This window comes from Rhodococcus sp. NPDC060084, from assembly GCF_042730335.1.
In the GTDB taxonomy this organism is placed as follows: Bacteria; Actinomycetota; Actinomycetes; order Mycobacteriales; family Mycobacteriaceae; genus Rhodococcus.
In genome coordinates this window covers 192,073-209,018 of the sequence record NZ_JBHWWX010000003.1, presented here as the reverse complement: position 1 = coordinate 209,018, position 16,946 = coordinate 192,073, and the positions used below count along the sequence as shown (strand labels likewise).

At 68.7% G+C, this 16,946-nt stretch carries 17 protein-coding genes and 1 riboswitch; of the genes, 11 read left to right on the top strand and 6 right to left on the bottom strand.

Annotated features, from left to right (window positions below; translation table 11 throughout):
* Nucleotides 1–42 precede the first annotated feature (42 nt).
* The 4 genes from ACFWBU_RS03460 to ACFWBU_RS03445 all read right to left on the bottom strand — a co-directional run bounded on the left by ACFWBU_RS03460 (nt 43) and on the right by ACFWBU_RS03445 (nt 4,383).
* Complete coding sequence (locus ACFWBU_RS03460) at nt 43–1,710, bottom strand: cytochrome bc complex cytochrome b subunit (RefSeq protein ID WP_378527472.1); 1,668 nt, start codon at nt 1,708–1,710, stop codon at nt 43–45.
* Nucleotides 1,707–2,837 carry a ubiquinol-cytochrome c reductase iron-sulfur subunit gene (locus tag ACFWBU_RS03455; RefSeq protein ID WP_169620195.1) on the bottom strand — a complete coding sequence of 377 codons (1,131 nt, stop codon included), beginning with the start codon at nt 2,835–2,837 and terminating at the stop codon, nt 1,707–1,709. The genes ACFWBU_RS03460 and ACFWBU_RS03455 overlap by 4 nt, the downstream gene beginning before the upstream one ends.
* On the bottom strand, nt 2,834–3,706 hold the full coding sequence (locus ACFWBU_RS03450; RefSeq protein WP_206036642.1) for a cytochrome c: 873 nt from the start codon (nt 3,704–3,706) through the stop codon (nt 2,834–2,836). The genes ACFWBU_RS03455 and ACFWBU_RS03450 overlap by 4 nt, the downstream gene beginning before the upstream one ends.
* A 62-nt stretch (nt 3,707–3,768) precedes the next feature.
* Nucleotides 3,769–4,383 carry a heme-copper oxidase subunit III gene (locus tag ACFWBU_RS03445; protein WP_169620194.1) on the bottom strand — a complete coding sequence of 205 codons (615 nt, stop codon included), beginning with the start codon at nt 4,381–4,383 and terminating at the stop codon, nt 3,769–3,771.
* 136 nt (nt 4,384–4,519) lie between these two features.
* Between ACFWBU_RS03445 and ACFWBU_RS03440 the strand changes: the two genes are divergently transcribed.
* Together ACFWBU_RS03440 and trpD are read left to right on the top strand one after the other, a co-directional pair.
* Nucleotides 4,520–4,975, top strand: coding sequence for a hypothetical protein (locus ACFWBU_RS03440; RefSeq protein WP_240952034.1), 456 nt, complete (start codon nt 4,520–4,522; stop codon nt 4,973–4,975).
* A gap of 62 nt (nt 4,976–5,037) precedes the next feature.
* Nucleotides 5,038–6,114, top strand: coding sequence for an anthranilate phosphoribosyltransferase (gene trpD, locus ACFWBU_RS03435; protein ID WP_169653052.1), 1,077 nt, complete (start codon nt 5,038–5,040; stop codon nt 6,112–6,114).
* Nucleotides 6,115–6,182: 68 nt separating this feature from the next.
* Here the strand turns inward: trpD and ACFWBU_RS03430 are convergent, their stop codons facing one another.
* Both ACFWBU_RS03430 and ACFWBU_RS03425 read right to left on the bottom strand, forming a co-directional pair.
* Complete coding sequence (locus tag ACFWBU_RS03430; RefSeq protein ID WP_072699135.1) at nt 6,183–6,458, bottom strand: Lrp/AsnC family transcriptional regulator; 276 nt, start codon at nt 6,456–6,458, stop codon at nt 6,183–6,185.
* Nucleotides 6,459–6,491: 33 nt separating this feature from the next.
* Nucleotides 6,492–8,243: a DEDD exonuclease domain-containing protein gene (locus ACFWBU_RS03425; RefSeq protein ID WP_378527469.1), complete on the bottom strand. Its 1,752-nt coding sequence runs from the start codon at nt 8,241–8,243 to the stop codon at nt 6,492–6,494.
* A 504-nt stretch (nt 8,244–8,747) separates the two neighbouring features.
* Nucleotides 8,748–8,910, top strand: a riboswitch (cyclic di-AMP (ydaO/yuaA leader).
* A 14-nt stretch (nt 8,911–8,924) separates the two neighbouring features.
* Here ACFWBU_RS03425 and ACFWBU_RS03420 point away from each other — a divergent pair.
* From ACFWBU_RS03420 to ACFWBU_RS03380, 9 genes are all read left to right on the top strand, one after another.
* A complete protein-coding gene (locus tag ACFWBU_RS03420; RefSeq protein WP_169620191.1) occupies nt 8,925–9,500 on the top strand; it encodes a C40 family peptidase in 576 nt (191 codons plus the stop codon).
* 144 nt (nt 9,501–9,644) lie between these two features.
* Complete coding sequence (locus tag ACFWBU_RS03415; protein ID WP_378527467.1) at nt 9,645–10,691, top strand: NlpC/P60 family protein; 1,047 nt, start codon at nt 9,645–9,647, stop codon at nt 10,689–10,691.
* Between the two features lie 30 nt (nt 10,692–10,721).
* On the top strand, nt 10,722–12,059 hold the full coding sequence (locus tag ACFWBU_RS03410; protein WP_378527466.1) for a hypothetical protein: 1,338 nt from the start codon (nt 10,722–10,724) through the stop codon (nt 12,057–12,059).
* A 48-nt stretch (nt 12,060–12,107) separates the two neighbouring features.
* Nucleotides 12,108–13,304, top strand: coding sequence for a glycosyltransferase family 4 protein (locus tag ACFWBU_RS03405; protein WP_378527465.1), 1,197 nt, complete (start codon nt 12,108–12,110; stop codon nt 13,302–13,304).
* A gap of 10 nt (nt 13,305–13,314) precedes the next feature.
* Complete coding sequence (locus ACFWBU_RS03400) at nt 13,315–13,704, top strand: polyketide cyclase / dehydrase and lipid transport (RefSeq protein ID WP_169620188.1); 390 nt, start codon at nt 13,315–13,317, stop codon at nt 13,702–13,704.
* A gap of 93 nt (nt 13,705–13,797) precedes the next feature.
* Nucleotides 13,798–14,235, top strand: a complete 438-nt coding sequence (locus ACFWBU_RS03395) for an SRPBCC family protein (RefSeq protein ID WP_169620187.1) — start codon at nt 13,798–13,800, stop codon at nt 14,233–14,235.
* Nucleotides 14,236–14,264: 29 nt separating this feature from the next.
* A complete protein-coding gene (locus ACFWBU_RS03390; protein ID WP_169620186.1) occupies nt 14,265–15,455 on the top strand; it encodes an ArsA family ATPase in 1,191 nt (396 codons plus the stop codon).
* Nucleotides 15,452–15,865, top strand: coding sequence for a hypothetical protein (locus ACFWBU_RS03385; RefSeq protein WP_378527463.1), 414 nt, complete (start codon nt 15,452–15,454; stop codon nt 15,863–15,865). Before ACFWBU_RS03390 ends, ACFWBU_RS03385 begins: the two co-directional genes overlap by 4 nt.
* A gap of 17 nt (nt 15,866–15,882) precedes the next feature.
* The gene (locus ACFWBU_RS03380; RefSeq protein ID WP_378527462.1) at nt 15,883–16,863 is read left to right on the top strand and encodes an ROK family protein; all 981 of its coding nucleotides are present in this window, start codon (nt 15,883–15,885) and stop codon (nt 16,861–16,863) included.
* Nucleotides 16,864–16,946: the final 83 nt, after the last annotated feature.

Here is a 16,946-nt window from a genome sequence, read left to right as displayed (position 1 = left end):
CCTTGGAAGGTTCGGGGCCCCACTCGTGATGAAACGTGCCGGTCAGTGCTTCGTGTCGGGCAGGTTCGTCGTCGTCTCGGAACCGTTCGACTCGCCGTGCACGCGCTCCTGGTACTCACGGAGCGTGGTGCGCAGTTCGGCCTCGGCCTCGTGATGAGCCGCTTCGAGTGCAGCCGTCTCCTCAGCGGGGTCCGGACGCCACCAGCTGCCGGCCCCGGGCTTACCGGCGGTACCGAGACGGTTCATCGTCTTCGGGATCGCGGCGCCCTGGTACTCGAGCGGAACCGGGTGGCCGTGCTCGTCCACCGGGCCGAGCGGCTGGTGGATCTCGACGTACTCACCGTGCGGCAGGCGACGGACGATACCCGTCTCGATGCCGTGCTCGAGGACCTGGCGGTCGCTGCGCTGGAGGCCCAGGCAGAACCGGTAGGCGATGTAGTACGCGAGCGGCGGCAGCACGACCAGGCCGATACGGCCCATCCACGTCGTTGCGTTGATCGAGATGTCGAACTTGTACGCGATGATGTCGTTGATGCACATGATGGTCGCGACCGCGTAGAAGGCCAGGGCCATCGCGCCGATGGCGGTACGAACCGGCACGTCGCGCGGACGCTGCAGCAGGTTGTGGTGTGCGTCGTCCTTGGTGAACCGCTTCTCGATCCACGGGTAGATCGTCAGGATCACGAACACCAGGCCCATGATCAGGGCGATCCAGAAGGGCTGCGGGATCGTGTAGCGGTTGAACAGGTACAGCTCCCATGCCGGCCAGATACGTGCCAGGCCGTCCGTCCACATCATGTAGATGTCGGGCTGAGAACCTGCGGAGACCTGCGATGGGTTGTACGGGCCGATGTTCCAGACCGGGTTGATCTGGAGGAGGCCGGACATCAGCGCGAGGACCGCGAAGGTCATCGCGAAGAACGCACCGGACTTCACTGCGAAGACCGGGAGGATGCGCACGCCGACGACGTTCTGCTCGGTGCGGCCGGGGCCGGGGAACTGGGTGTGCTTCTGGTACCACACCAGCGCGAGGTGCGCGGCGATGAGCGCCAGGATGATGCCCGGAACCAGCAGGACGTGCAGGACGTAGAAGCGCGGGATGATCAGGTCACCCGGGAAGTCGCCACCGAACAGGGCCCAGTGCATCCACGTGCCGATGACCGGGATGCTCAGCGTGATGCCGGAGAACGCGGCGCGGAGACCGGTACCGGAGAGCAGGTCGTCGGGGAGCGAGTAACCGAAGAAGCCTTCGAACATCGCCAGGATGAGCAGCAGCGAGCCGATCACCCAGTTGGCCTCACGAGGACGCCGGAACGCACCGGTGAAGAAGATGCGCAGCAGGTGCACCACGATGGACGCGGCGAACATCAGGGCAGCCCAGTGGTGGATCTGCCGGACGAACAGGCCGCCACGAACCTCGAAGGACAGGTTCAGGGTGGTCTCGTAGGCACGGGACATCCCCACGCCGCGCAGCGGCTGGTAGACGCCGTCGTACACGACGTGAGCCATCGAGGGGTCGAAGAACAGGGTCAGGTAGACACCGGAGATCAGCAGGATGATGAACGCGTAGAGCGCGATCTCGCCCAGCAGGAACGACCAGTGTGTCGGGAAGACCTTGTTGATCTGCCGACGGATGCCTGCCGACAGGTGATACCGGGAATCGATGTTCTCGGCGGCCTGTGCGGCGCGGGATGGAGTTGCAGTACTCACGGGCGACGCTCCCAAAATGCCGGGCCGAGTGCCTCGGTGAAGTCACCGTTGGCGACCAGGAAGCCCTCTTCGTTCACTGTAATAGGCAGCTGCGGCAGTGCACGAGCAGCGGGACCGAAAATCGGCTTGCAGTACTCGAGTGCGTCGAACTGCGACTGGTGGCACGGGCAGAGAATGCGGTTGCTCTGCTGCTCGTACAGCGAGGTGGGGCAGCCGAGGTGGGTGCAGATCTTCGAGAAGGCGAAGTAGTCGCCGTAGTTGAAGCTCTCCTGGCCCTTGCGCTTGATGGCGCGTTCGGCATCCTCCGTGCGCAGACGGATGAGCATGACGGCGTTGCGGATGCCGCGAAGGCTCTGCAGCAGCGCGTGGTCGTCGCCACGGTCGGATTCACGGAACGGGAAGACCGTCTCCATGCCGCCGGCGTCGAGATCCTCCGGGCGAACCAGGACGATGTCCTGGGGCCGTCCGGTGTCGCGGCGCAGGTAGATGGTTTCGCCCTCGTAGTTCGGGGTCCAGCCCGAGACCCACAGCGGCGACTTGTCGCCCTGTGCCCACGGGTTCTTGATCAAGCCGCCGAGCGGCATGATCAGGCCGACGCCCAGTGCGCCGCCGCCGAAGATCGCGGTGCGCTTGATCAGCTTGCGACGCGGGAGCGTCGACGTGTCGAGCGAATCGGCGAGCTCGGCGACGATCGTCTTGCGATCGACCTCCGTCGACGGGCCGTCGTGGCGATCCTGGATCGACACCTCTTCGGGGATGAACTTCTTCGTGAACTGCACCGCGCCGACACCGATACCGAGGATCGACAGACCCAGGGTGAGGCCGAGCATCGGGGTGTACAGGTTGTACAACGTGTAGTTCGGGTCGCCCGGGCCCTGGTACTCCCACGGCCAGAACAGGTAGATCGCGATGAACGCGATACCTGCGATGCCGGCGAGCGCGAACCAGATCGCGACGCTTCGCTCGGCGCGCTTCTCGGCGCGGGTGCCCTCGACAGGCCACCGATCCTTGCGGAATGCGACATCGACACCGTCGAGATTCGTCCCGAGCGCGACGAGGTCGTCGCGGCTCATCTGTTCGAGGTTCTCGACCGAGTGCTTGTTAGTCGGCGTTTCGCCGCCACTCATGACCTTGCTCCGATCCACAGTGCAGCGCCGACGACGGCGACAATGCCGATGACCCACATCGTCGGGCCTTCGGCGGCCGGGCCGAACCCGCCCAATCCGTAGCCGCCGGGGTTCGTCGTCTCGCTGGCCGACTTGACGTACGCGATGATGTCCTGCTTCTCCTCGACCGTCAGCTGACGGTCGGAGAACTTCGGCATGTTCTGCGGCCCGGTGAGCATGGCCGTGTAGATCTGCTGTTCATTGGCCGGATCGAGGTTCGGCGCGAACTTTCCGGACGACAGCGCGCCGCCGCGGCCGGTGAAGTTGTGGCACGAAGCGCAGTTCTGGCGGAACAGTTCCGAACCGCGGCCGATGTCGTTGCCACGGAGCGAAGACTGGGAGATCTCGCCGTCTTCGTCACGGATGACCGTCGGGCCGCCGCCGTTCGCCTGGATGTAGGCACCGAGGGCGTCGGTCTGGGCCGCGTTGAACTTCGGTTCCTTGCGGAGCGCCTGGGCCTCGTTGCGCGAGGCCGGCATGCGACCGGAGGACACCTGGAAGTAGACGGCTGCCTCACCGACACCGATCAGGGTGGGACCGCGGTCCTGCACACCCTGCAGGTTGATGCCGTGGCATGTCACGCAGGAGGTCTCGTAGAGCTGCTTGCCCTCGCGGATCAGTGCGCTCTGATCGTCCTGCGCAGTGGCCACCTGCGGGGCAGGGGTCAACGCGGAGGCGAGGAAGCCGGCGCTGAGCAGGCCGACCGCCAGGACCAGGGCGCCCGTGACGCGCCGGCGGAATTTGCGCTGGCGGCGGGACTTGGCAGCGGAAGCTGTCGAGGATCGACCGGGCATGTCACCCTCGGAACCGAGAGGTGGGGATGAACTCATCTGTATCCCTTTTTGTTTTGGGACGGACTGGACGTCAGGGGGCTGCCTGTGCGTTCAGCTGGCTAACGGATGAAATAGATCGTGGCAAACAGTGCGATCCACACGATGTCGACAAAGTGCCAGTAATACGAAACGACGATGGCTGCGGTGGCCTGCGCGGGCGTGAACTTGCTGACGCGGGTACGGACCAGCAGGAACACGAAGGCGACGAGGCCGCCGATCACGTGGAGGCCGTGGAAGCCGGTGGTGATGTAGAACACCGAGCCGTAGACGCTGCTCGAGATGGACGTGCCGTCCGAGACCAGCGTGATGTATTCGTAGCCCTGCCCGAGCACGAAGAACGTGCCCATGGCGAGGGTGATCAGGTACCACCGTCGCAGCCCGAAGACGTCGCCGCGCTCGGCAGCGAACACGCCCATCTGGCATGTGAAGGAGGAGGCGATCAGCACCGTGGTGATCGGAACCGCCAGCCACAGGTTCAAGTGGGTGGGCGGCGGGGGCCACATGCCCTCCGGCGCCTGCGCCCGTGCCACGAAATACATGGCGAAGAGCCCTGCGAAAAACATGAGCTCGCTGGACAACCACACGATGGTGCCGACGCTGACCAGGTTGGGCCGGTTCAACGAGTGCACGCGCTGTGTGATTGCAGATCCTGAAGTCCCTACTGCGCTCGTCACGCTGGCTAGTATGACCCGTCGTAGTACGTCTTGGGCAATCGGGGCCGAAATAGGCGCGTCAGTGCTGGTCGCGCCCAGATAATTTCCCTGGTGGGGTCACCGTGCGGGCCTTCGGGGGACGTGCGAACCTGGTGCTATGAGTACCGGAAGTGGCTTGTGGGACCGGCTCCGCGCGATGGTGTCCAGGCGCCGGGCCCCCCTCGACCGGGAGCGTACGGATCTCGTCGTAGTGGTGTCCTCGTTCGACGACGCCGAGGCGTGTTCGACGGCCTTGACGCGCGGTGCCGAATCGGAGCCGTATTGGACGGAATCCGACGAGGCGGTACTGCGCCACCATCTCACCCTTCCGCCCGACGCTGTCGACCGAGCCGTCGAACTGGCCGCACAGGACGGCTATACCGTCAGCGGCGCCCCGATGGAGGCGCCGGTCGCCGGGGACGCAAGCCTGACAGCACTGGTGTTGCAGCGCACCCAGGTTCTGGACGCGATGCACTGCGCCCAGGAGAAGTCCCGCATGGTCTCGCTCGCGCAGCGACTCGGTGGCACCGCGCTGGGGTGGGACGCGCTACAGCCCCCGGTATCGCCTGACTAAGCTTCGCGGCGGAGGGCACACCGGTGCCCGGTAGGGAGCGGCATGCGGCGAGGTCAGGTGCGATGAACGCGACTCGAGTGGTGGACGGGACGGGGACCACCTGGTCGTCGGTCCTCGGTGCGCTGACTGCCGGGCACGATCTCTCGCGCGAACAAGCACAGTGGGCGATGGAGGAGATCTTCTCCGACAACGCGACCGCCGCGCAGATCGCCGCCTTCGGTGTCGCGCTGAAGATGAAGGGGGAAACCCCCGACGAGCTGCGCGCGCTCGCGGACACCATGCTCGGCTACGCCCGGCTCGTGCCCGTCGACAACGACGTGGTCGACGTCGTCGGCACCGGCGGTGACCGCGCCGACACCGTGAACATCTCGACGATGGCGGCGATCGTCGTCGCGGCGTCCGGCATCCGCGTCGTCAAGCACGGCAACCGGGCGGCATCGTCGAAGAGCGGCGGCGCCGACGTGCTCGAGGCACTGGGCGTCCACATCGACCTCGGGCCGGAGGCGGTGGCCCAGTCGGTCGCCGAGGCAGGCATCGGTTTCTGCTTCGCGCCGGTCTACCACCCCGCGCTCCGGTTCGCCGCGGCCCCGCGCAAGCAGATCGGCATCCCGACAGCGTTCAACGTGCTGGGGCCGCTGACCAACCCGGCGCGCCCGCGCGCGGGTCTGATCGGATGCGCTTTCGAGAACCTCGTCGGCACGGTCGCCGGTGTGCTCGCCCAGCGCGGGAACTCCGCGCTGGTGGTACGCGGCGACGACGGCCTCGACGAACTCACCACGTCGACCACATCCACCGTCCACATCGTGCGGGACGGCGAGGTCCGGGTCGTCACCCTCGACCCGACCGATCTCGGCATCACCCGGGTACCGCTCGAGGCGCTACGCGGCGGAGACGCAGAGAAGAATGCCGCCATCGCCCGCGCGGTCCTGGCGGGGGAGACCGGGCCGGTGCGCGACGCGGTCCTGCTGAACGCGGCCGGCGCGATCGCAGCGTTCCGGGGGATCGGCGACAGTCTCGAGGAGGCACTCGCGGCCGGACTCGAGGCCGCTGCTGCCGCGATCGACACCGGCCGGGCCGAAGAAGTCCTCCGCACGTGGTCCGAGGTGACCACCCGGCTCGGTGCCGCGCCGGGAATATAAGGAGTACGCGAACGGAGTGTGGGCCCGGACTCGTCGGAGTCCGGGCCCACACTCGTCCGCCGGGCGGATCAGCTACCGATCGAGAAACCCGCGTCCACGTCCGCGCTGGAGTAGGACTGGAAAGCGATGTGCGTGACGGTCTTCGTCACGCCTTCGACCTTGTTGATGCCGCGCGTGACCACTTCGGCGATCTGCTCGTGGTCGCGGACGCGCACCAGGGCCACCAGGTCGACGTCCCCGGCGCACGAGTACACCTTGTCTACCCCGGCCAGGTCGGCCACCGCTTGCGCGGTCTCCGGAATGCGGTGCGCTTCGGCGTCGATCAGGACGATGGCGTTGATCATGAGGGCTCCTTGCCTTCCTCGGGTTCCATCAGACTAGGTGGTCGTCCGCTCGTCGGGCGCCACCGCAGATACCGCGCGGGCGTCACGTGCCTTCTCGGCCCACTCGCTCCAGCGACCGGCGCCGAGAGCCGGTTCGCACCACCCGTGGCTGGCGCGGACGATACGGACGCCCCCGGAGTCCAGCCAGCGTGCCACCAGGCCCAGTTCTTCGGGCGAGGCGCCCCGGAACGGCCCCGGAATCGGTCGCGCCGTCTCCGCAGCCGCGACGATCGCGTCCACGACGGGCATCGGCGGCACCCCCCGAGGCGCGACCCCGGCGGAGGCGAGTCTTCCCGCCCGCACGACCGCGAACTCCCACCCGCCCTCGTCGCGTGGACGCGCCGCGACGAGTTCGTCCACCGCGGCGAGCGCGGCGAGTCGCTGGGTGCGTCGCAGGGCCAGCAGCGTGCCGGCCGCACGGTCGCGCAGACGTGCCGCATTCTCGAACAGTTCGTCGAGAACGAGCCGGTCGAGCCGGCCGTGCAGGTCGCGGAGAACCTCGTCGTCGCTACCCCGGATCACGGCGCGGGCCCGTTCGACCTGCGTCGAGTAAGCGGCCGCGTCCTGAACTCCGAAGGTCGCGGCTGCACACGCACCCACGGCCTCGGGCAGGCACCGGTCCCCGTGCTTGCCGGTATGGCCGATCCGGCGTGTACAGGTGCGGATCCCGCACAGTTCGGCGAGGTGGGCCGCGACCTCGGACGCCGCTGTGCGCGCCGAGAACGGCCCGATCGCATCGGTCGCGGGGGTGCGGCTGACCGCGAAACGCGGGAACGGGTCGTCTGTGAGCACGATCCACCACCCGCGGGTGGGGTACTTCGAGCGGCGGTTGTAGGGCGGCGCATGCGCTGCGAGCAACCGGAGTTCGCGCACACCCGCTTCGAGGCCGTGGGCGCACTCGACGTGGTCGATGCGGGTGGTCACCGCGACCATTTCACGCAGCCGTGGACGCGTCTCCGACCCGGTGAAGTAGGAGCGGACCCGGCGGTGGAGATCGACGGCGGTGCCGACGTAGAGCACTTCGTCCGACGGTCCGCGGAACATGTAGACACCCGGTCGCCGGGGCAGGTGCGCGGCGAGCGTGCGCTTGGCCCGTTGTCCGCCGGTGACGGCCGGGATGTAGTCCCGGAGCTCGGTGAGACTGTGGACGCCGAGATTGCCGACGCGCTCGATGAGCGCGTGAAGGACGTCCACGGTGGCGCGGGCGTCGTCGAGCGCGCGGTGTGTCGGCTGCGTCGAGACGCGGAAGAGCTGGGCGAGTGCCGAGAGTTTCACCGAGGGTGCCTCGTCGCGGCCGAGGACGCGACGCGCCAGTTTGACTGTGCAGACCACGGGGAAACGCGGCCACGCCGCGCCGCAGTGGGCAGTCGCGGCCTTGAGGAAACCGACGTCGAATCCGGCGTTGTGGGCGACGAGTACCGAACCCGCGGCGAACTCGAGAAACGCCGGCAGCACCTCGTCGATCTTCGGTGCGGCGTACACCATCGCGGTGGTGATGCCGGTGAGCTGCACGATGTGCGGTGGGATCGCGCGCCCCGGGTCCACCAGCGTCGCGAACTCGCCGAGGACCTCTCCGCCCCGGATCTTGACCGCGCCGATCTCGGTGATCGCGTCGTCGCCTGCCCGGCCCCCGGTGGTTTCCAAGTCGACGACGACGAAGGTGGTGTCTCGGAGCGGGGTGTCCAATTCGTCGAAGCCGAGCTGGACTCCGCGCCCGGATTCGGTGAACCGTGGCGGCGACGTCATGCGGCGAGCCTAGGAATCGGCACCGACACGGCCTCCGGCCCCTCCGTCACGGCCCGTGCCCGGGCCGTGACATCACCTCGGAAAACGACGTCGGCTGGGGTGTGGACGGGCGCAAGAGACGAGCGTCACAGGGGTCTTTCGGTTTGGGACACAGGGCCGTTGGACTGCCTCGAAACATACCGATCGGCCCGCCGCGGGGGCCGCGCCGGCACGGGGCGGCCGCGGGGGCGCACCCGCCGGGAGAATGGGCCGGAGACCTGGGAAAGCGTCCGCACGGACGTCTTGGGAACCGGGGTGGACCCGGCCGCGGCGCGCGCGGCGCGCGAGGTAAAGCAGACCGGTCGTTATTGCTTCGTTACCGAAGGGGAGCGTCCGGCGTAAAAGTGACGAAAATTAAACCAAAAGGGACAATGCTCACGCGAGGCACTCGACTTCTCCGTTGCCGTTTCGTAATCTTCTCGAGACCAAGCGGAGAGTTTTCCGGCCCACTCCCGTGTCGGAGCCGCTCGGTCACCGCCTAATCGGAGGCTCCAGTCGCGGAGCATCCGAGCCGGGGACCCACTTAGTACCTGGGGTGAATCCCTTCAGCCGCTCGCCGGCGAAGGGTAGGGCTGACTTCCGGCCCGAACCCGTCAGCTAACTCGGTCGGCGGGTGAACGGAAGAAATGGAGCACCCCCCTCGTGGTTTCGCAGAACAACAAGCGCACCGTTCGGCGCGCGCTCGTCGCCGGAGCCATCGCGCTCGGCGCAGTTACCGTCTCGGCCGGCCCCGCCATGGCGGACACCGTCACCATCCCCGGTGTGGGATCCTTCGACCTCCCCGCCGGCGTCACCCTGCCGCCCGAGGTCGCCAACCTCATCCCCCAGCAGGCCGGAACCGCCCCCGCGCCTGCGGCATTCACCGCTCCGTACACCTCGGTCGGCCAGCGTGCGGCCGACGCCGCCCAGAGCAAGATCGGGTCCCCCTACGTGTACGGCGCCGCCGGCCCGAACTCGTTCGACTGCTCCGGTCTCGTGCAGTGGGCCTACCAGCAGGCCGGACTGAACGTTCCCCGCACCAGCTACGACCAGGCATCTGCCGGTCAGGCCGTGAACATCTCCGACCTGATGCCGGGCGATGTCGTGTCGTTCTACGGCGGAAGCCACACCGGGATCTACGTCGGTGGCGGCAACATCGTGCACGCGTCCACCTCGAGCCAGCCGGTGAAGATCGCGCCGCTCGACTCGATGCCGGTCGATGGAGCACGCCGCTTCTGATCCGTCGGTATGCAGCTACGTGAGGGTGGGTCCGGCTCAGGCCGGGCCCACCCTCACGTCGTAGTCCGGGTTGCTACCACCGGGTAGACACAAACGTATGCCGTTCCGTAACCTCATCGAGACCTTTGGAAAGGATGCGCCTTCGTGGTTTCCGATAGGACGAAGCAGGCAATTCGTGCGTTGCTGGCGGTTGCGGTCTTGATGGCACTGGCCGTCTCCACCTCGCCCGCGGGGGCGCAGCCGGTGGACGACAGCCCCACAGCAAAGCTCGAACACCTGGCGGACCTGTCCCGTCGGTCCGAACAGACCACCGAAGCCCTTCACAACGCCGGGCTGGACCTCGAGAAGAAGATCGCCGACCAGCAGTCCACCGAGGCGGTCGCCGCCGAGGACCGCGACGCGCTGGATCTGGCGCGCGCCGAGGTCGCCCGGTTCAAGCCCACCGTGGACAAACTCACGCAGGCGAACTACCGGGGTGCCCGCACCAACCGGCTCTTCGCCCTCATGGTCAGCGACTCGCCGCAGCAGATGCTCGACCAGATGGTGCTGCTCGACGTCCTCGGCGCCCAGACGGCCCGCGACGTCGAACGATTCAAGGTCGCCACGGCCGCGGCCGCCGAAGTGGCCGCCTCGTCACAGCGATCTGCGGAAGCCGCCGCCGTCGCGGCCGAGGAGGCGCAGGTACTCCGGGACGATCTGCAACGCCGCAAGGCCGAACTCGAAGCCGATATCGCCGGCGTCCTCGACGCCTTCGACGCGCTGAGCGACCAGGAAAAGGAAGTGCTCGCGGGCACTCCATTCCCGCCCGGTCTCGACGCCGACACGATCCTGCAGCACCTCGTTCCCGGCACCGGTGGGGGAGCGCTCCGCGCTGCCATGACCCGGATCGGCGACCCGTACGTGTGGGGCGCGACCGGACCGAACCAGTTCGACTGCTCGGGTCTCGTCGTGTGGGCGTACAACCAGGTGGGCAAGACCCTGCCGCGCTCGAGCCAGGCCCAGGCGCAGGGTGGCATTCCCGTCTCGCGCGACAACCTTCAGCCCGGCGACGTGGTGATCTTCTACGACGACGCATCCCACGTGGGCCTCTACGCGGGCGACGGCAACATCGTGCACGCGTCCACGTTCGGTGTGCCGGTGAAGGTGCAGTCGATGGCGAGCTTCCCTTTCCACAGCGCACGCCGCTACTGACCGGGCGGGCGGCCCCTTACACTGGCCGCCGTGCCTGCACCTGCGTCGACAAACCGTCATCGGCGGTGGGAACGTCTCGGTTTGGCCGGGCTCGTCCTCGCCGTCGTCACTGCCGGTGTGCTGCTCGTCGTCGCACCCGCGGACTCGGCCGACACCGATCGGACGACCCGCACCGAACTGCAGTCGCTGGTCGATCGCTGGGCGGATGCGGTGCGCCGCGCCGACCGCGACGCGCTGGCGTCGGTGATCGACCCGGCCGCCACAGCACTGCTCGAGGCCGAAACGCTGCGCGCGGAGTCGCTCCGGGCGGTGCCCCTCGCCGACTTCGGATACGAGATGGGACCCGAACCGGACCTCGACGTACCCACGACCCTCACCGCCGCGTTCGGCGCGGACCCGGTGCGCGCGCACATCGTCTATCTCCGCTACGCGGTCGACGGCGTCGACGAGGAACCGACCCGCCGCCCCGTCACGGCGTTGTTCGTCGAGCGGTCCGGCGGATGGCTGCTCGCAGACGATGCCCCCGTGATCCCCGGAGCAGTGACCTGGCGCGGCCCCTGGGACCATGGACCGCTCCACGTCGCGGAGGTCGCGACCGCCGGAGGCCGCTCGCTGGTGATAGGACCCACCGACCGCCACGACCTCATCGAGGCGACGGCGACCGAACTCGACTCCGCCGTCGACGCCGTCTCCGAAGTATGGGGAGAGGAATGGTCACGGCGCGCCCTCGTGGTCGCGACGGGATCGCGGGAGGAATTCACACACCAGGTGGGAACCCGCCACGACGGGGAGGAAATCGCGGCCGTCGCCGTCTCGGACGCCGTCCGGCCGGGGACGGACACCGCGACCGGGCAGCGGATCGTCTTCGCTCCGGATGCTGGGGAACGCCTCACCCGTCAGGGTCTGCGCGCACTGCTGCGGCACGAGATGGTGCACATCGCCACCCGGACCGAGACGGTCGACGGCTCCCCGCTGTGGGTCCTCGAGGGATATGCCGACTACATCGGGTACCGCGGAACAGGCACGGACCCCGCGGGCGGCGTCACCGCGAACGACCTTCGCCGGATCGCACCGACCCTCGTCCAGGATTCCCTCCGCAACGGCCTGCCCCGTGCGCTACCCGACGATGCCGAGTTCACCGCCGGTCAGGGCGCACGCAGCGCCTACGAGAAGGCGTGGTCGGTCGCGGCATTCACCGCCGAGGAGTTCGGCGTCGACAGTTTGACGTCGCTGTACCGGGCGCTCTCGACGGGACCGGCCGAGCCGGACGAGGTCGACGACGCGCTCCGGGAGGTCGTGGGACTCGGGACCGGCGACTACGTCGGCCGGTGGGGCGACTGGGTCTCCGAACGACTCACCGTGGGCTGAGCCGACCCGTCCATCCGGACCCGGTCCGGACATCGCTACGGTGTAGCCATGTCGCGAACTCTGCTGGTCACGAATGACTTTCCGCCCCGACCCGGCGGTATCCAGTCGTACCTGCAGGCGTTCGCCGGCCAGTTGCGTGCCGAGGATCTCGTTGTCTATGCGCCTCGCTGGCGCGGGGACAGTCACGTGACGTTCGACGCGCAGCAGCCGTACGAGGTGGTGCGGCATCCCACGACACTGATGCTCCCCACCCCGGACGTCGCTCGACGCGCCGCGCGGCTCGTGTCCGAGTACGGCTGCGACAGCGTGTGGTTCGGAGCATCCGCACCGCTGGCGCTGATGGCTCCCGCCATGCGACGCGCCGGGGCGCAGCGCGTGATCGCGAGTACCCACGGTCACGAGGTCGGCTGGTCGATGGTGCCGGGCGGACGTCAGGCGCTACGCCGGATCGGCGACCACACCGACACCATCACCTATGTGAGCCGCTACACGCGCAGCCGATTCGCGTCGGCGTTCGGCCCGCATGCCGCGCTCGAGCACCTCCCGTCGGGCGTGGACACCGACGTCTTCTGCCCGGACCCGGTCGCACGCGCCGAGTTGCGCGCCCGGTACCGGCTCGGCGACCGCCCGACGGTGCTGTGCCTGTCGCGGCTCGTGCCGCGCAAAGGCCAGGACATGCTGATCCGCGCGCTGCCCGAGATCCGGCGCCGGATCGACGGCGCGGTCCTCGTCATCGTCGGCGGTGGCCCCTACGAGGACCGGCTCCGCGACCTCGCGCACCGCACCGGTGTCACCGACCACGTCGTCTTCACCGGTGGCGTTCCCGCCGCCGAACTCGCGGCGCATCACACCATCGCCGACGTGTTCGCCATGCCGTGCCGGACCCGGGGTGGGGGACTCGATGTCGAAGGACTCGGCATCGTGTATCTCGAAGCGTCCGCGACGGGTGTCCCCGTGGTCGCGGGGCGGTCCGGGGGCGCGCCCGAAACCGTGCGGGACGGGGAGACCGGGTTCGTCGTCGACGGCACGTCCGTGACCGCGATCGCGACAGCCGTCAGCGGGATCCTCGCCGACCGGGACCGGGCCGCGGCGATGGGTGCGGCGGGACGCGAATGGGTCTCGACAGAGTGGCGATGGGACGTCCTGGGCGCAAAGCTGCGCCGGCTCCTCGAGGTGGACCCCGCGCCTTCGGCGACGGATCCCGATCGGCGGGGCGACGGACGGACACCGTCGGCGGATATGTGAAGCTGTCCCCGTGAGCAGCATTCAGGTGGCGGACCAAACCTTCATCGCCGCACCCCCGGAACGGATCGCGACCGCCCTGGCGTCGCCCGCGCGATGGCGCGAGTGGTGGCCGGAGCTCGCGCTCACGGTCCGGGAGGACCGAGCCGAGAAGGGCATCCGGTGGGCCGTCGCGGGCCCGCTGAACGGCACGATGGAAGTGTGGATCGAACCGGTTCTCGACGGAGCCGTCGTCCACTACTTCCTGCACTGTGAACCGACGGGTGTCGCACCGTCGCGCATCGCATCGCTGAACATCGCCGGCATCACCCGCGAGCGGCGCGTCGCGGGAAAGAAGATGGCGTTCGAGGTGAAGGCACGCCTCGAGGCGGGTCGTCCGGCGGGCGAATCCCCGCGCCTGTGAGGTCGTAGCCGCCGGATACGGTGTGTGGTAGACAACGGCGACGGCGCCGAGCGCGCCGTGTCGGGTGGACGGACGAAAGGGAGCATTCATCGCATGGCCGATAAGACCAAGAGGTCGATCACCATCGATGCGCCGGCCGATCGGGTCATGGCTGTCATCGCCGACTTCGCCGCCTACCCGACATGGGTCGAAGCCGCCAAAACCGTCGAGGTACTGAGCACCGGGCCGGACGGTCTCGCCGACCGGGTCCGCTTCGTGCTCGACGCCGGAATCGTGAAGGACACGTACGTCCTGCGATACCAGTGGGCCGAAGACGGCCGCGCCGTGAGCTGGGAACTCGAATCCGGAGAGATCCAGAAGGCGCAGTCCGGCTCGTACGTTCTCAACGACACCCCGGACGGCGGAACGGTCGTCGACTACCAGCTCACCGTGGACGTCAACATCCCGATGATCGGACTGTTCAAGCGCAAGGCGGAGAAGGTCATCACCGACACCGCGCTCAAGGAACTGAAGAAGCAGGTGGAGGGCTGAGCACCTCGAGCGAGGCCACCCCCGCGCGCGTGCGTGTGTTCTTCGGCAAGGGCGGAGCAGGCAAGACCACGCTGGCCGCGGCGACGGCGCTCGGCATCGCCCGCACCGGCGCACCGGTGCTCATCGCCTCGATCGACCAGGCGCATTCGCTGTCCGGCGTCCTCGACGTCGCCCCCGGTGAAGGTGTGCGCTCGGCAGGCGACGGAGTCGACCTGATCGAGGTCGATTCGCTCGCGTTGCTCGAGCAACGCTTCGCGAGCCTGGCGTCGCTGGCGTCCATCGCCGCGGGCCACGAGCACGGCGACCGCTTCGCTCTGCCCGCGCCCGAAGAACTCACCGGCCTTCCCGGGGTGGAGGAACTGCTCGCCCTCTCGGAAGTGGCGCGATTGGCCGACAGCGGACGCTGGCACACCGTGATCGTCGACGCCCCCGCATCGGCCGACGCGGTGCGCATGCTCGCGGCGCCGCGCACGATCTCGGATTACATGGACCGCATCTGGCCGCAGCACAGCCGCGTCGAGGCGGCGATAGGGCCGGACCCGCGCCTGACGGTCGTCGTGGCGTTGTTCGACCGGATTCTCTCCGGGATCGCGGCCACCCGCGACCTGTTCGAGAACCCGGACAGGACCACCGCCGTGCTCGTCTCCACTCCCGACCGTGCGGGTCGTGCGGAGATGGTCCGGCTCCGCTCGTGGGCCGCTCTGATCGGCCTGACACTCGAGGCCGTCGTCGCCAACGGGATCGTGCCGGCATTCGACGGCGACGGTCCGGCAGCCGGGTGGCTCGCGCGCCGGCGTGCCGACCAACTGGCGGTGCTCGACGAGATGACCTCGATCGTCACCGAGGTGCCGGTGGTCGGGTGTGAGCAACGCGACGAAGAACCGGTAGGGTGGGCGTCTCTCGGAGACCTGGCGACCGATATCCGGGATCTCTGCGATCCGGCCACCCTTCGCGACGGCGTGGAACGGGTTCGCGTACAGCACGAATCGGGGACGGGGGTGGACGCGGTGTATGCGATGCGGATGTATCTGCCGCTGGCGGACCCGGCGTCGCTGACATTGGGACGAGTCGACGACCACCTGGTGGTCGGTGCCGACGGCATCCGCCGTCGGGTGCACCTCGCCTCGGTGCTGCGCAGATGCACGGTGTCCGACGCGGAGTTCGACGGCACCGATCTGCTCGTGCGCTTCGTGCCCGACCCGGCGGTGTGGCCGCAGTGAGCAACAACGACCACGACGCCCTCCTCGCCGACTTGCGGGTCCTGGCCGACACGGTTCTCGACTACATGGACGGCGTGGCCGAACAACTTGCCGGTCGCGGCGACGTCCCGGACCCGGTTCCGGAGAAGGCGGCAGCGCACGCCGACGCAGGCGAATCCGGGCGGCCGGCGACCACCGGATGCTCCTGGTGCCCGGTGTGTGCGGTGGCGGCGCTGGTCAACGGCGAGAACCACGAGTTGCTCACACGCCTCGCGTCCCAGCTCGCGGCGTTCATCGCGCTGGTACGCGAACTGCTCGCGCGGTATCTCCCACCGCGGCCCGACCCGTCGGCGCCCACGGATCCGACGCCCCCGGAGCCTCGCGACAACGGCGGGGGATTCGTGCCGATTTCCGTCACCATCCGCTCCTGACCCCGCAGGCTGTAGGTATGAACCCGGACCCGCGGCAGCGCGATTCCTCCGACCGCCACACGATCGGAATCGATGTGGGCGGCACCAGCATCCGCGCTGCGGTGGTGAACCGTGGCGGCGAAGTGGTCGATTCGGTGCGAGCGCAGACTCCCGGGTCGGCCCCCGTACTCGAGGACGCCCTGCACCGCGTCGTACGGCAGCTCGCCGAACGTAACGACGTCGCTGCGGTCGGTCTTGCGGTCGCGGGATTCCTCACGGCCGACTGCACCACCGTGCGGTTCGCGCCGCATCTCCCGTGGGTCGGTGCCCCGGTCGGGGCGACGCTCACCGAGAGATTCGGGTTGCCCGTAGTGCTCGAGCACGACGCCAACGCCGCGGCGTGGGCCGAGTACCGGTTCGGGGCGGCGGCCGGGAGCAGAGTCGCGGTGGTCGTCGCACTCGGAACCGGAATCGGTGCCGCCCTGCTCATCGACGGCCGGCTGTACCGCGGGGCCTACGGCGTCGCGCCGGAACTCGGCCATCTCCAGGTGGTGCCGGACGGGCGGCCGTGCCCGTGCGGCAAGCGCGGGTGCTGGGAAAGATACTGCAGCGGAACAGCACTCGTCGATACCGCGGTCGAGATGCTTGCCGCGGACCCCGGCAGGTCGCAGCTCGCGGCACACGTCGCCGCCGATCCCGGTTCGCTCACCGGGCGCCGGATCGCCGGCGCCGCGCAGGACGGCGACCCACTCGCGGTGGCCGCGATCGCGGAGTTCGCCCGGTGGCTCGGGCTGGGACTGGCGATGGTGGCCGACATCTACGACCCCGAAATCATCGTGGTGGGAGGCGGGGTGTCCGGCTCGGCGTCGTTGTTCCTCGACGACGCCCGAGAGCACTACGCCGCCGCGACCACCGGTGCCGGGCATCGGCCTCTCGCGCGGGTCCGCGTGACCCAACTCGGCGACGCGGCCGGGCTTGTCGGGGCGGCGGACCTCGCCCGCACGGCGATCGAGGGGTGAGATCCTCGTCACCTCCGCGGCATATGCGTGGGGCCGGGCACGTTGCCGATGTGCGTGTGGTGGGCGCATCGTCGTAGAGTCGA